The sequence below is a fragment of the Shinella sp. GW821-FHT10F02 genome (genome assembly GCF_058809275.1).
In genome coordinates, this window is record NZ_JBXASL010000007.1 from 348,014 (window position 1) to 361,970 (window position 13,957).

The 13,957-nt window shown below is 66.0% G+C and carries 13 protein-coding genes; 9 read left to right on the forward strand and 4 right to left on the reverse strand.

What is annotated here, in order from left to right:
* Positions 1-4: 4 nt before the first annotated feature.
* Genes AC1RWL_RS22905 through AC1RWL_RS22915 form a run of 3 tightly spaced genes read right to left on the reverse strand, consistent with a single transcriptional unit; the run spans position 5 to position 4,643 of the window.
* On the reverse strand, positions 5-1,039 hold the full coding sequence (locus tag AC1RWL_RS22905) for an XdhC family protein (RefSeq protein WP_493096006.1): 1,035 nt from the start codon (positions 1,037-1,039) through the stop codon (positions 5-7).
* A gap of 23 nt (positions 1,040-1,062) precedes the next feature.
* Positions 1,063-3,825 carry a molybdopterin-dependent oxidoreductase gene (locus AC1RWL_RS22910; protein WP_493096005.1) on the reverse strand — a complete coding sequence of 921 codons (2,763 nt, stop codon included), beginning with the start codon at positions 3,823-3,825 and terminating at the stop codon, positions 1,063-1,065.
* A complete protein-coding gene (locus tag AC1RWL_RS22915) occupies positions 3,822-4,643 on the reverse strand; it encodes an FAD binding domain-containing protein (protein ID WP_493096004.1) in 822 nt (273 codons plus the stop codon). Before AC1RWL_RS22915 ends, AC1RWL_RS22910 begins: the two co-directional genes overlap by 4 nt.
* 120 nt (positions 4,644-4,763) lie before the next feature.
* Here AC1RWL_RS22915 and AC1RWL_RS22920 point away from each other — a divergent pair, with 120 nt between their 5' ends.
* Complete coding sequence (locus tag AC1RWL_RS22920; RefSeq protein WP_493096003.1) at positions 4,764-5,756, forward strand: LysR family transcriptional regulator; 993 nt, start codon at positions 4,764-4,766, stop codon at positions 5,754-5,756.
* A 7-nt stretch (positions 5,757-5,763) separates the two neighbouring features.
* Here AC1RWL_RS22920 and AC1RWL_RS22925 read toward each other — a convergent pair whose 3' ends face one another.
* Positions 5,764-6,594: a hormone-sensitive lipase gene (locus AC1RWL_RS22925; protein ID WP_493096002.1), complete on the reverse strand. Its 831-nt coding sequence runs from the start codon at positions 6,592-6,594 to the stop codon at positions 5,764-5,766.
* 123 nt (positions 6,595-6,717) lie between these two features.
* Between AC1RWL_RS22925 and AC1RWL_RS22930 the strand changes: the two genes are divergently transcribed.
* From AC1RWL_RS22930 to AC1RWL_RS22965, 8 genes are all read left to right on the forward strand, one after another.
* A complete protein-coding gene (locus tag AC1RWL_RS22930; RefSeq protein ID WP_493158486.1) occupies positions 6,718-6,864 on the forward strand; it encodes a hypothetical protein in 147 nt (48 codons plus the stop codon).
* Between the two features lie 37 nt (positions 6,865-6,901).
* Positions 6,902-8,521, forward strand: coding sequence for a benzoate-CoA ligase family protein (locus AC1RWL_RS22935; RefSeq protein WP_493096001.1), 1,620 nt, complete (start codon positions 6,902-6,904; stop codon positions 8,519-8,521).
* Between the two features lies 1 nt (position 8,522).
* Positions 8,523-9,359, forward strand: coding sequence for a tryptophan 2,3-dioxygenase (kynA, locus tag AC1RWL_RS22940; RefSeq protein ID WP_493096000.1), 837 nt, complete (start codon positions 8,523-8,525; stop codon positions 9,357-9,359).
* Positions 9,360-9,399: 40 nt separating this feature from the next.
* Positions 9,400-10,536 carry an ABC transporter substrate-binding protein gene (locus tag AC1RWL_RS22945; RefSeq protein ID WP_493095999.1) on the forward strand — a complete coding sequence of 379 codons (1,137 nt, stop codon included), beginning with the start codon at positions 9,400-9,402 and terminating at the stop codon, positions 10,534-10,536.
* Between the two features lie 93 nt (positions 10,537-10,629).
* On the forward strand, positions 10,630-11,550 hold the full coding sequence (locus tag AC1RWL_RS22950; RefSeq protein WP_493095998.1) for a branched-chain amino acid ABC transporter permease: 921 nt from the start codon (positions 10,630-10,632) through the stop codon (positions 11,548-11,550).
* A gap of 7 nt (positions 11,551-11,557) precedes the next feature.
* Positions 11,558-12,529 carry a branched-chain amino acid ABC transporter permease gene (locus AC1RWL_RS22955; protein WP_493095997.1) on the forward strand — a complete coding sequence of 324 codons (972 nt, stop codon included), beginning with the start codon at positions 11,558-11,560 and terminating at the stop codon, positions 12,527-12,529.
* On the forward strand, positions 12,522-13,271 hold the full coding sequence (locus AC1RWL_RS22960; protein ID WP_493095996.1) for an ABC transporter ATP-binding protein: 750 nt from the start codon (positions 12,522-12,524) through the stop codon (positions 13,269-13,271). Before AC1RWL_RS22955 ends, AC1RWL_RS22960 begins: the two co-directional genes overlap by 8 nt.
* The gene (locus tag AC1RWL_RS22965; RefSeq protein WP_493095995.1) at positions 13,268-13,954 is read left to right on the forward strand and encodes an ABC transporter ATP-binding protein; all 687 of its coding nucleotides are present in this window, start codon (positions 13,268-13,270) and stop codon (positions 13,952-13,954) included. The genes AC1RWL_RS22960 and AC1RWL_RS22965 overlap by 4 nt, the downstream gene beginning before the upstream one ends.
* Positions 13,955-13,957 lie beyond the last annotated feature (3 nt).

Sequence of the window (13,957 nt, forward strand, 5' to 3'; positions counted from 1 at the left end):
GACCTCAAACAACGCTGGCGCCGTTTCGCGACAGGCAGCCGACCGGCAAAGATTGACCGGGCGGCTCCCAGACCGGCAAGGTCGCGGACTGGCGGCTGTCCGCCAGAAGTCCCGTGCCGACGCTCGCGTCGACATTCGCCTGCATAATTTCCGCCAGGATCGAAAGCGCGATGGAGGAGGCGCTCTTGCCGCTTTCGAACAGGCCTGCCGGGCCGCGGATGCGGCCGAGTTTTTCCGGCTCCACGCCAAAACGCCCGAGAATGTCGAGGCGGCGTTGGTGGGTCTTCCGGCTGCCCATCGCGCCGACATAGAAGGCGTCCGTCTCCAGGATCGGCGGCAGGAGGTTGGTTTCCCATTCGTGATCGTGGAACATCACCGCGATCGCCGTGTGGCGGTCGGCGTGGATGGTCGGCAGGTTCGCCGGGCCGGGGATCGGCACCACCTCGACGCCGGAGGTCTTCAACACCTCCTCCCGCGTCTCGCGGTCCGGCGAATAGAGCACCACCTCGAAGCCGGTGAGCAGGCTGAGCCGCGCAAGCTGCACCGCCGAAGGCCCGATGCCCGCGATGATGAGGCGCGTGCGCGGCGCATAGATCCGCGTCAGGGTCTCGCTATCGTCTTCCGCCAGGGACGGCACATGCATGATGGCCGGCAGGCGGCGGTGCAGGCGGGCGTCGATCGCCACCAGGTCGTCGTCCGCGATGGACACGTCGAAGACGAGTTCGATCGCGCTGCCGCAGGGAAGCTGGATGTCGAAATATTTCGATCCGCGGCCGTAGCGCACCCGCCGGCTCTCGCCCTCGTGGATCGCGGCGATGGCTTCCGTGACGACGGCGCGCTCGATGCAGCCGCCCGAAAGATACCCCGTCCAGTGCCCGCTCTCCGAAACCGCCATCTGGGCGCCGAGCGGGCGCGGCGAGGAGCCCTCGATCTGCACGAGCGTGACGATCGCGATGCGTTCGCCGCGGCGCCTGCGGTCGATGGCGAAATCCACGACATAGTCGTCGAACTGGTCCCACGATCCGGCCGGCATTTTCATGGCGTACTCCTCTTTCGTCTGTTTCAGGCAGGCTCGCACACATCCGCCGGCGTCCTGACTGGCGGCGACACGGCATTGGGCACCAGCTTGTAGAGATGGTCCGCCTTGAAGGGCGTCGCATAGAGGCGCACGCCGATCGCGTCGCGAATGGCATTGCCGAGGGCGGCCGCGACGGGGTTGTAGGGGCTTTCGCTCATCGACTTGGCGCCAAGCGGGCCGATGCGGTCGTAGGTGTCGGCGAAATAGACCTCCGTGCGCGGAATGTCGGCGAAGGCGGGGATGTGGTAGCCGCGGAACGTCGGGTTGCTCACCCTGCCCTCGCCGTCGATCTTCAAGTCCTCGTAGAGTGCGGCGCCGATCGCCTGGGCGACGCCGCCTTCCACCTGGCCGCGGCACTGCATCGGGTTCATCACCGTGCCCGCATCCGCCGCATGGACGGAACGCAGGATGCGGATTTCGCCGTAGCGGCGATGGATGGCGACCTCGAAACCCTGGACATTGAAGGCAACCGAGCGCGGCGTGCCGCCGCTGCGGCCCTTCCCGGACAGTTTTACACCTGCTTCGGCCGCCGCCGCCGCAAGATCCGAGAGCGCAATGCGCCTGCCGCCCGCCACCACCACGCCTTCGCCCAGCACGCAATCCGAGCGCCAAACCTTGGCGAAGGTGGCGGCGAAATCGAGGATGACGCCGGCAAGGTCCTCCGCCGCCTCCCGTGTCGCCGAGCCGGCCACGACCGTGCCGGTGCTGCCGAAGGCGCCCGTATCGTGCGATATATGGTCGGTATCCGACTGCTTGATGCGCACATGGGCGAGCGTCGTGCCGAGCAGCGAGGCGACGATCTGGCCGTGCACGGTCGTCGTGCCGTTGCCGAACTCGGCCGTGCCGGTCTTCAGCTCGAAGGCGCCGTCCGGCAGCAGGGTCACCCGGCTTTCGGCGCGGTGGCCGCGCGGCGGGATCGTATCGATCATGCCGGCCGCGACACCGCGCCCGACCAGCCAATCGTCGGAAAGGTCGGGAGCGGGTCCGCGCGCAAGCCCCGCCTCCACCATGTCCAGGCATTGGTCGAGGCCGTAGCTGCCGTATTCCACGTCGTGCGGCCCATCGTCCGCCGAGGTCATGGGGTCGCCCGGCACCACGACATTCCGCCGGCGGAATTCGATCGGGTCCATGCCGATCTGGCGGGCGACCTCGTCCATCGCGGATTCGACGGCAAAGTTGCTCTGGCTGAGGCCGTAGCCTCGAAAGGCGCCGCTCGGCATTTCGTTGGTATAAACGGCGACGGAATCAACCTTCTTGTTGGCGCAGCGATAGAGCGCGATGCACTCGCCCGAGCCGTGATACATGACGCCCGGCCCGTGATTGCCATAGGCCCCGGTGTTGGACAGCAGGCGCATGGAAATCGCCGTCAGGCGGCCCTCGCGCGTGGCGCCGACCTTCACCGTGATGCGCATCGGATGACGGCTGGTGGAGGCGGAAAACTGCTCCGTCCGGGTATATTCCAGCTTCACGGGCCGGCCGGTCCTGAAGACGGCGAGCGCGACGATATCCTCCGTGATCATCTCCTGCTTGCCGCCGAAACCACCACCGACGCGCTCCGCAAAGACGCGCACCTTCTCCTGCGGCAGGTCGTAGAGCATGCACAGGGCATCGCGCGTCAGGAAGGGCACCTGCGTGCTGGTGCGCATGTTGAGCCGCCCGTCGCCATCCAGCCAGCCGATGGCGCCGTGGGTTTCGAGATGGGCGTGCTGGACGCGCTGGATGTGATAGGTGCCCTCGTGAATGGCGTCCGCCTCGGCAAACCCCTTCTCGACATCGCCGAGATGGCCATGCAACTCCGCGACGATGTTGCGCTGCGGATCGGCGATACGCGAGGAGAGCGGCTTGTCGTGAACGACGGGCGCGCCGGGCCGCATCGCCTCCTCCGGGTCGAAGACGGCCGGCAACAGCTCGTATTCGACTTCGATCAGCTTGCAGCCGGCCTCAGCCACTGCCTCGCTCTCGGCGATGACCGCCGCCACGCGCTGGCCGATATGGCGAAGGATCGGGTCCAGCACCAGCGTATCGTCGGGATCGTCGGTGTACATTTCGTGGCGGGCGGTCGAGAAATAGCGTTTCGGCGCATCCTCATGGGTCAGCACCGCGACGACGCCCGGCAGCGCGAGCGCGGCGCGCGTATCGATCGACAGGATGCGCGCGGAGGGGTGCGGCGAGCGCAGGATCTTCATATGCGTGAGGCCGGCGAGATCGCCCTCCGGCGCGACGTCCATTGTGTAGCGCACGCGGCCGGTCACGACGCCCGGCCCGGCGGGTGCGGGCAGGTTGCGGCCGCACGCGGCACCCGCCTCCGGGCGCTCGACATGTTTCACGCCCTCGATTGCGTCCGCGATGGCGCGGTAGCCGGTGCAACGGCAAAGGTTGCCCTTGAGGGCTGCAGGAAGGTTGCGGCGCTGCGCCTGGTCGAGTGCCGCCGCCGTCATGATCGCGCCCGCCGTGCAGAAGCCGCACTGGAAACCCTGCGCATCGAGGAAGGACTGCTGCACCGGATGCAGATGCCCCGGCGTGCCAAGCCCTTCGATGGTCGTGACCTCCAGGCCTTCGGCGCGAAAGGCGGGAACGAGGCAGCTATGCACCGGACGGCCGTCGAGATGCACCGTGCAGGCGCCGCAATCGCCGGCGTCGCAGCCCTTTTTCACGCCGAGACAGCCGAGTTCGCGCACGAAGGTGCGCAGGCATTGGCCGGGGCGGGGCGTCGCCTCGTGGGTCTTGCCGTTGACGAGATAGGTCATGGCCGACCCCCGAGTTCCAACCGGATCTCCTCCGCGAAAAGCTGCGTCATGTGTCTGCGCCAATCGGGCAGGCCGTGGATGTCGTCGTAATAGAGCGCATCCGGGATAGCCTTCTCCAGCCGGTGCGCCAGATCCGCAGCACTCGGACGGGCGGCAAAGGCGAGCCGCACCGGCCGCCGCGTCGAGGCCGTCACGGTGAGAACGAAGGCGCCATCGGCGGCGAGCGTGCCGATCAACAGCACGCCGGAGCGGCCGAGCGGGGTGAGGCTGGCGCGGCGGAAGGCTGTCCGACGCGACAGCGCCTCCGCGGGCAGGTGGATGCTGCGAAGAATCTCGCCCGGGCCGAGATCGTTGCTGAGCGGTCCCTTCACGAAATCGACGACCGACACCTGCCGTTCCGAATCGTCCGGCGACCAGATCGTGCAGACACCTTCGAGCGCCGCCGTCAGCGAGATCATCGGGCCGGCCGGCAGCGACATGCAGAGATTGCCGCCCACCGTCGCCATGTTCCAGATCTTGAACGAGGCGAGGAAGGCACGGCAGCACGGGCCGATCAGCCGCGCTGCGGGCCAGGCGACCGGCGGCTCGAAGGCGTCGAGCGTCGCCACCTTGCAGGTCGCAGCAATCGAGAGCCCCGCATCGTCGACCGTCAGGGGCTGCCAGTCGAGCAGCGACAGATCAACGAGCCGGGTGAGCTTCGGCTGCGGCTCGGAAAACAGCCAGGTGCCGCCGCCAAGCCAGGCATCACCCTCCTGGAACGGCCAGAGCCCGGCGCGATCGCGTGGCCTCCTGTGCGCCGTAATCGTGTTGATGTCCAAGTCGATCGCCTCCGGTTCGCCTGCCGCGCCAAGCCAATGTCGCGCATCCGGATTGATCTTGCTATTTCCGATTCAAGAGCGGATTGTTGCCGGAAAGGCATCAACGGAGCGGCAGAACGGATGGAAACCCCGAAAATCAATCGCCCGGCACCGCCGCGCGAAAGGGCGCTCTCCGCCGCCCTGCTCGCCCGCATGTTTCACCAGCCGGCAATGATCTACTTCCAGACCGTCGCCGAGCTGCTGTCGATCCGCGAATGCGCGCGCCGCCTCAACATCGCTTCCTCCGCCGTCTCGCGGCAGATCGCCCAGCTTGAAGACGCGCTCGGCATGGCGCTGTTTACGCGGGAGGGCCGGCGGCTGAAGCTGACGGCGGCAGGCGAGATTCTCTACCGGCATGTCCGGCGCGTCGCCTCGCCGCTGGAGGCGGCGGTCTCGGAGCTCGACATGCTGCGCGGGCTGAAGACCGGCTCGGTGCGGATCGCGACGGTGGAGAGCGTCGGCCTTTCCTTCCTGCCGTCGCTGCTTGCCGATTTCTCGCTGCGCTACCCGACCCTGCATCTCAATGTCGAGGTCACCTCCTCCGCCGAGGTCGTCGCACGCCTTGCCGACGAAAGCGTCGATGTCGGTTTCGGCTTCCTCACCGCTCCGTCCCGCGAGATCGAGATGGCGGTCCGGCGCGATGTGCGCGTCGGCGTGCTCATGCAGCCCGGGCATCCTCTGACGCGCATCCCGCGCCTGACGCTCGCCGATTGTTTCGCCCATCCCGTCGCGATCGGCACGAGCGAGCTGTCGATCCGCCGTGCCATCCAGCCGATCCTGGATACCTCCGCGTCGGTGCGTCCGCCGCTGCTGGAGGTGGCCTCGATCCGCATGCTGGTCGAGCTGGCGCAGCTCGGGCGCCACGTCTCCATCATGACGCCGATCGGCGCCCATACCGAGATCAGCAACGGATCGCTGATCTTCCGCCCCTTGGAAGACCCCGGCCTGCCCACCAACCGTTTCGGCCTGATGGTGCGAACGGGCGCCGACCTGCATTTTGCGCCCGCCGTGTTCTACGACCAGGCGCGGGAGCATTTTCGCAGCCTCGAACTGCCCGGCACGGTCACGGCCTAGCCGGTGCTCACACCGACAGCAGGGTTCGCGTCAGGGCATGTCCGGGGTCGGCAAGGCCGTCGTTGATGGTGAAGTGATGCCTGTCCGGCTCGATGATCGTCGCTGTTGTGGCGCCCAGCCCCGTCCAGATATTGGCGAGCAAGGCGTTCTGGCGCAGGAATTCCGGGCGCTCGCTTCCACCCACCCAGCAGGTGATTCGGGCATTGTGCATGGGCCGCAGCAGCGCCGGGCTTTCCGCAAGCGCCTCCGCTTCGTCGATGGCGAGCCTTTCGTTCATCGCGGTCGATAGGAGGGGGCGCAGGTCGTGCAGGCCTGAAATCGAGACGACGTTGCGGATGCGTTGCTGGACCTGTGGCACAAGCGGCGCCGTCGTGGTGATCATCCGGCTGGCGAGATGGCCGCCGGCCGAATGCCCGGTCAGGATCAGCGGTCCCTCGACCAGTCCCGCCGCTTCGGTGATGGCCGCCGCGACCTCCCTGACGATTTCCGCAATGCGGACCTCCGGGCAGAGCGTGTAGGACGGCATGGCGACGGCATAACCGTTGGCGACGGCGCCTGCGGCCAGATGCGACCAGAAGCTCTTGTCGAGCTGCAGCCAGAAACCGCCGTGTAAGAAGACCACCAGGCCCTTGGCGGGACCTTCCGGGAGAAAGAGGTCCATGCGGTTTCGAGGCCGCTCGCCATAGGCAAGGTCGAGTTTTGCGCGGCCGGCCGACAGCAGCGCGCTTCGGAATGTCTCGGCGGGCGTGACCCAGGCCTCCGGCCATCGATCGCCGCGCGGGATGTTCACGCCGTTGGCATAGGCGTTGTCCCAGTCCGAAATGCGGTATTCCAGCATCGTTGCACCCCTCCCTTGATGGCCGACGGCACTAGAAATCACCCGGACGGCGGCCAAAGGCAATGCCATCCGTCGAAAAAACTTTAGGCTTGAAATAATTTTTGACAGATGCGATGCTGCACCATGTTCAGCGCAGAAGTGGAGGTCTTCGCTGTGCCCATCACAATCGATGACATTTCCTGCGCGACGACATGGCCCCTCGGCTCGGCGAAGCTGCGCCTTGCTGCCCGCGCCAACACGACCGCAAAAAATCTAGCCGATGCAGCCTGAACAACAGGCACGACACGAACAGGGGGATGGCCGCCACATGCTTGGACCGACCGCACATGTCGACACGTTCACACGCGACAACCTGCCGCCGCAGCAGGAATGGCCGGATTTCCTGCTCGACGGTTTCGACTATCCCGACCGCCTCAATGCCGCCGTCGAACTGACGGATGCGATGGTCGCAAAGGGTGTCGGCGACCGCACCGCGCTGATCGGCAACGGGCGCCGCCGGACCTACAAGGAACTGTCCGACTGGACCAACCGGCTGGCGCATGCCCTCGTCGAGAACTATGGCGTGAAGCCGGGCAACCGGGTGCTCATCCGCTCGGCCAACAACCCGGCCATGGTCGCCTGTTGGCTCGCCGCCACCAAGGCCGGCGCCGTCGTCGTCAACACGATGCCGATGCTGCGCGCCGGCGAACTCACCAAGATCGTCGACAAGGCCGAGATCAGCCTGGCGCTGTGCGACACGCGCTTGATGGATGAGATGATCGCCTGCGCCAAGGACAGCCGCCACCTGAAACAGGTCGTCGGTTTCGACGGGACCGCGAACCATGATGCCGAACTCGACCGGGTCGCCCTCGACAAGCCGGTGCGCTTCGACGCCGTGCCGACCGGCCGCGACGACGTGGCGCTTCTCGGCTTCACCTCCGGCACGACCGGCGTGCCGAAGGCGACCATGCACTTCCACCGTGACCTGATGGCGATCGCCGACGGCTACGCCCGGGAGGTTCTCGGCGTGACGCCGGAAGACGTCTTCGTCGGTTCGCCGCCGCTCGCCTTCACCTTCGGCCTGGGCGGTCTTGCGATCTTCCCGCTGCGCTTCGGCGCGGCGGCGACGCTGCTCGAACAGGCAACGCCCGCGATGATGGTGGAGATCATCGAGACCTACAAGGCGACGATCTCGTTCACGGCGCCCACGGCCTACCGGGCCATGCTGAAGGCGATGGATGCCGGCGCGGACCTGTCGTCGCTGCGCGTCGCGATCTCGGCGGGCGAAACGCTGCCCGGCCCGATCTTCGAGGAATGGACCGAAAAAACCGGCAAGCCGATCCTCGACGGCATCGGCGCCACCGAAATGCTGCACATCTTCATTTCCAACCGCTTCGAGGATCGCAAGGCCGCCTCGACCGGAAAGCCGGTCGGCGGCTATGAGGCGAGGATCGTCGACGACGCGATGCGCGAAGTGCCGCGCGGCACGGTCGGCAAGCTCGCGGTGCGCGGGCCGACCGGCTGCCGCTACATGGCCGATGCCCGCCAGCGAGACTATGTCCGCGACGGCTGGAACATCACCGGCGACGCCTTCTTCCAGGACGAGGACGGCTTCTTCCATTTCGCGGCCCGATCCGACGACATGATCGTGACCGCCGGCTACAACATCGCCGGTCCCGAGGTCGAGGCGGCGCTGATCGCGCACCCCGAGGTGGCGGAATGCGCGGTGGTGGGCGCGCCGGACACCGAGCGCGGCCAGATCGTCGAAGCCTATGTCGTATTGACCGCCGGCGTGCTCGCGGACGAGGCGACGATCAAGCGCCTGCAGGATCATGTGAAAGCGACGATCGCACCGTTCAAATATCCCCGTTCGGTGAAGTTCGTCGAGGCCCTGCCGAAGACCGCGACGGGCAAGATCCAACGGTTCCGTTTGCGGGCGGAGCACTGACATGAGCGACCCATACGACCCTTCGAAGGAAGGCGCACAAATGTCGTTCGAGGGGCGCATGTCCTACAGCGACTATCTCAAGCTGGAGAAGGTTCTCACCGCGCAGGCGCCGCTTTCGCAGGCGCATGACGAGATGCTGTTCATCATCCAGCACCAGACCTCCGAGCTCTGGATGAAGCTCGCCTTGCACGAGATCAGCTCGGCGATCCGCTCCATCCGCGAGGACCGGCTGGAACCGGCCTTCAAGATGCTGTCGCGGGTCGCGCGCATTTTCGAGCAGCTGAACAATGCCTGGGACGTGCTGCGCACGATGACACCCAGCGAATATACCGAATTCCGGGATTCGCTCGGGCAGTCCTCCGGCTTCCAGTCCTGGCAATATCGGGCAATCGAGTTTTCGGCCGGCAACCGCAACCTCGCCATGCTGCGCCCGCACGCCCATCGCCCCGATATCATGGAGAAGCTGGAGGCGATCCTCGCCGCCCCGTCGCTCTATGACGAGGCGATCCGGCTTCTGGCACGCAACGGCTTCGATGTCGGCGACGAGGCCGAGCGCGACGACTGGCGCGAGACGCGCAGCGAGAACGACAAGGTCTTTGCGGCGTGGCAGACCGTCTACCGCAATCCGGAGCGCTACTGGATGCTCTACGAGCTTGCGGAAAAGCTGGTCGACTTCGAGGATTATTTCCGGCGCTGGCGCTTCAACCACGTCACCACCGTCGAACGCATCATCGGCTTCAAGCGCGGCACGGGCGGAACGTCCGGCGCCTCCTATCTCAAGAAGATGCTCGAGGTGGAGCTCTTCCCCGAACTATGGCATGTGCGTACGGATCTTTGATAGAACACGATAAAAATCGAACCATAATGAGGAGAACAGCATGAACCGCATTCTGGCAGCAAGCCTCTTCGGCCTCTCGCTCGCGACATCCGGCCTCGCCCATGCCGAGCCGGTGAAGATCGGCGTCATCACCACGCTTTCGGGCGGCGGTGCCGGCCTCGGCATCGACATGCGCGACGCCTTCACGCTCGCGATCAAACAGTCGGGCAACAAGGACATCGAACTGGTGATCGAGGACGATGCCCAGAAGCCGGAACTTGCGGTGCAGATCGCGGAAAAGATGATCCAGGGCGACAAGGTCGACCTCATGACGGGGATCATCTGGTCGAACCTCGCCATGGCCGTGGTGCCGAATGCGGTGGCGCAGGATGTGATCTATCTTTCGCCCAATGCCGGTCCCTCGGCGCTGGCCGGTGCGAACTGCAATGCGAACTACTTCAACGTCGCCTATCAGAACGACAATTTCCACGAGGCAATGGGCCAGTACGCCAACCAGGACTACAAGAACGCGTTCATCCTCGCGCCGAACTATCCCGCCGGCAAGGATGCGCTGACCGGCTTCAAGCGCTTCTACAAGGGCGACCTTGCCGGCGAGGTCTATACCCAGGTCGGGCAAACGGATTATGCGGCGGAGATCGCGCAGATCCGCGCTTCGGGCGCCGATTCCGTCTACTTCTTCCTGCCCGGCGGCATGGGCATCGCCTTCATGAAGCAATATGCCCAGTCCGGCGTCGGCATTCCGGTCATGGGGCCGAGCTTCTCCTTCGACCAGGATGTGCTGCCGGCCGTCGGTGACGCAGCACTCGGCGTGAAGAATTCCGCCAGCTGGTCGCCGGACCTCGACAACGAGGCCAGCAAGGCCTTCGTCGAAAGCTTCAAGGCCGAATATAACCGCCTGCCGTCGATCTACGCCGCACAGAGCTGGGATACGGCAAACCTGATCCTGTCGGCGCTTTCCAAGGCGAGCGCCAAGGACAAGGACGCCTTCAAGGCGGCGCTGAAGGCCGCGGACTTCAAGTCCGTGCGCGGCGCGTTTTCCTTCAACACCAACCAGCACCCGATCCAGAACATCTATGTGCGCGAGGTTGTGAAGGATGGCGACGTGCTGACCAACAAGATCGTCGCGACCGCCTTCGAAAACCACAAGGATGCCTACGCCGAACAGTGCGGCCTGTAATACCCTTGCACGTCCTGTCGTCCGGCGTCCGGCCTTCATGCCGGCGCCCGGACGATGCCCACGCGATCCCGACCTGAAGCTTGGACCGACGCCGTGTTCACCGCACTCCTGATCGAACAATTGCTCAATGGGCTTCAGCTCGGCGTGATGCTGTTTCTGATGGCCGCCGGCCTGACGCTGATCTTCGGCGTCATGGGCCTGATCAACCTGGCGCATGGCTCGCTCTACATGATCGGCGCCTTTGCCTGCGCGACGGTCGCCGCGGCCACCGGCTCCTTCTGGCTCGGCCTGATCGCCAGCCTCGCCGCCGCCGCCGGCGTCGGTGCCCTCATCGAGGTCGCCGTCATCCGCCGGCTCTACGACCGCGACCATCTCGACCAGGTGCTTGCCACCTTCGCGCTGATCCTGATCCTGTCGGAAGGCGCGCGCTGGGTCTTCGGCTCTTTCCCGCTCTATCTCGACATTCCCCCGCAGCTTCAGGGCGCAGTGCCGCTGCCGGGCGGCGGCCAGTACCAGCTCTACCGCCTGGCGATCATCGCCGTCGGCATCGCCGTTGCGGCAGGTCTCCATCTCCTCATCTCCAAGACTCGGCTCGGCATGCGCATTCGCGCCGGCGAATCCGACCGCGAGATGATCGCGGCACTCGGCGTCGATATCAGCACGCTCTATACGGTGGTCTTCGCGCTCGGCGCCGCACTGGCGGGTTTTGCCGGCGCGCTGGTCGGCGCCCTCCAGTCGGTCCAGGTCGGCATGGGCGAACCCGTGCTCATCCTCGCCTTCGTGGTCATCGTGATCGGTGGCATCGGCTCCATCAAGGGCGCGCTTGTCGGCGCAGTGATCGTCGGCGTCGTCGACACGATGGGCCGCTTCCTGCTGCCCTCGCTTCTCGCGCTGACGATGCCGGCGTCGCAGGCGACGACGATCGGCGCGGCACTGGCCTCGATGCTGATCTACGTCGTCATGGCCCTCATCCTCGCCTTCAGGCCGAGCGGCCTGTTCGCGGCGCAGTCGTGAGGACAAGATGACCCGCGAAACCACGATCAACCTGTTGCTCGCCCTCCTCCTGCTCGCCATGCCGCTTGCGGCCGCAGCGCTCGGAGAACCCTTCTACGTCACGCTCGCGACCCGCGTCGTCGTCCTTGCGCTTGCCGCCACCGGCCTCAACCTGGCGCTCGGGCTCGGCGGGCTGATTTCGTTCGGCCATGCCGCATTCTTCGGGCTCGGCGGCTATGTCGCCGGCATCCTGGCGACGCATGCCTTCAATGCAGAGCCGCTGGTGGCCGGCATCCCCGGCACGACGTCGATGCCCATCATCTGGCTGACGGCCGTGGTGATCGCCGGGCTCGTCGCGCTGCCGATCGGCATCATCAGCCTGCGCACCACCGGCATCTACTTCATCATGATCACGCTCGCCTTCGCGCAGATGATCTATTATTTCGCCATCTCCTGGCCGGCCTATGGCGGCGAGGACGGCCTGTCGATCTATGTGCGCAACGCCTTCCCCGGCATCAACACCACGCAGCCCCTGCCCTATTTCCTGGTCTGCTTTGCCGTCCTGATGGCGACGCTTCTGCTGTTCCGCCTCGTCGAAGGCTCGCGCTTCGGCAGCGCCCTGCAGGCGGCGCGGCAGAACGGCACGCGGCTTGCCGCGGTCGGCATTGCGCCCTTCAACATCCGGCTCGTCGCCTTCGTGCTCTCCGCGATGATCACCGGTTTTGCCGGCGCGCTCTATGCCGATCTCAACCGGTTCGTCGGCCCATCGATGTTTTCCTGGCACATGTCGGGCGAGCTGATCGTGCTGATCATCCTCGGTGGCAAGGGGCGGCTGTTCGGCCCCGTCGCCGGCGCGATGATCTTCGTCTGCCTCGAATATGTGCTCGGCGGCATCACCGAGCGCTGGCAGTTCTTCCTCGGCCTCATCCTGCTCGGCATCGTGCTCTTTGCGCGCGGCGGGCTGCTTGGCCTACTCTCGGGAAAGCCGCGTCATGCCTGAGCCCATTCTCGAAATCCGCGATCTGCGCAAATCCTTCAATGCGCTGAAGGCCACGGACGGGGTGAGCCTCGACCTTTACCCCGGCCAGATCCACGCCCTGATCGGCCCGAACGGAGCCGGCAAAAGCACGCTCATCCACCAGATCGCCGGTTCGCTTGCGGCCGACAGCGGCACGATCCGCTTTCTCGGCCAGGACATCGGCGGGCTCGACATGGCGGCGCGCGCGCGGCTGGGCCTTGCGCGCAGCTTCCAGATTTCGTCGCTCGCGCAGGAATTCTCCGCGCTTCGCAACGTCATGCTGGCGGTGCAGTCCAGGCAGGGCAGCAGCTTCCGGTTCTTCCGGCAGGTCGCGAGCGACCGCAGCCTGATCGACCCCGCAATGGCCATGCTGGAGCGTGTCGGCCTTGCCGCCCGCGCCCATGTGCCGGCGGCGGAACTTTCCCACGGCGAGCGCCGGCAGCTCGAAATCGCCATCGCGCTCGCGCTTGCGCCAAAAGCCTTCCTCTTCGACGAGCCCATGGCCGGCATGGGGCCGGAAGGCTCCAAGCAGTTGACCTCGTTCCTCGACGGCTTGCGCCACGAGGCGCCGATGCTGCTGGTGGAGCACGACATGGACGCGGTCTTTGCGCTGGCGGACCGCATATCGGTGCTCGTCTACGGCCGCATCATCGCGACGGGCACGGTCGATGAAATCCGCAGCGACCCCGAAGTGCGCCGCGCCTATCTGGGAGAAGCCGCGTGACCCTCCTCGACCTGAAAGGCCTCGAAACCTTCTACGGCGCCTCGCAGGCGCTCTTCGGCGTCGATCTCGATATTCGCGAAGGCGAAGTGGTCGCGCTGATGGGGCGCAACGGCATGGGCAAGACGACGACGATCAATTCGATCATCGGCCTCGTCCGCCCGCGCTCCGGCGCGATCCGCTTTTCCGGCAAGGCGATCTTCGGCATGCGACCCTACCGCATCGCTAGGCTCGGCCTCGGCCTCGTGCCGGAGGGACGGCGCTGCTTTCCCAACCTGACGGTGATGGAAAACCTGATCGCCACGGCCCGCGGCAGCGAGTGGACCTTCGACAAGGTGGTCGATCTCTTCCCTCGCCTCGGCGAGCGACGCGACCAATATGCCAAGACGCTTTCCGGCGGCGAACAGCAGATGCTCGCCATCGGCCGCGCGCTGATGACCAATCCGCGCCTCCTCATCCTCGACGAGGCGACCGAAGGTCTGGCCCCGGTCATCCGCCAGGACATCTGGTCGGCGATCCGCAAGCTGAAGGCCGCCGGCCAGTCGATCCTCGTCGTCGACAAGACGCTGTCGGAACTGCTGCCCGTGGCCGACCGATGCTTCGTGCTGGAGAAAGGCACGACGGTTTTCGAAGGCGCCCCGACGGCCCTGACACCGGAGCTTCAGGACCGCTATCTCGGCGTCTGATCC

Excerpts from the sequence above, each read along its gene's own strand:
- AC1RWL_RS22945 (WP_493095999.1), top strand. The coding sequence starts at position 9,400 with ATGAACCGCATTCTGGCAGCAAGCCTCTTCGGCCTCTCGCTCGCGACA.
- AC1RWL_RS22905 (WP_493096006.1), bottom strand. The coding sequence starts at position 1,039 with ATGAAAATGCCGGCCGGATCGTGGGACCAGTTCGACGACTATGTCGTG.
- AC1RWL_RS22935 (WP_493096001.1), top strand. The coding sequence starts at position 6,902 with ATGCTTGGACCGACCGCACATGTCGACACGTTCACACGCGACAACCTG.
- AC1RWL_RS22930 (WP_493158486.1), top strand. The coding sequence starts at position 6,718 with ATGTTCAGCGCAGAAGTGGAGGTCTTCGCTGTGCCCATCACAATCGAT.
- kynA (WP_493096000.1), top strand. The coding sequence starts at position 8,523 with ATGAGCGACCCATACGACCCTTCGAAGGAAGGCGCACAAATGTCGTTC.
- AC1RWL_RS22960 (WP_493095996.1), top strand. The coding sequence starts at position 12,522 with ATGCCTGAGCCCATTCTCGAAATCCGCGATCTGCGCAAATCCTTCAAT.
- AC1RWL_RS22910 (WP_493096005.1), bottom strand. The coding sequence starts at position 3,825 with ATGACCTATCTCGTCAACGGCAAGACCCACGAGGCGACGCCCCGCCCC.
- AC1RWL_RS22955 (WP_493095997.1), top strand. The coding sequence starts at position 11,558 with ATGACCCGCGAAACCACGATCAACCTGTTGCTCGCCCTCCTCCTGCTC.
- AC1RWL_RS22925 (WP_493096002.1), bottom strand. The coding sequence starts at position 6,594 with ATGCTGGAATACCGCATTTCGGACTGGGACAACGCCTATGCCAACGGC.
- AC1RWL_RS22920 (WP_493096003.1), top strand. The coding sequence starts at position 4,764 with ATGGAAACCCCGAAAATCAATCGCCCGGCACCGCCGCGCGAAAGGGCG.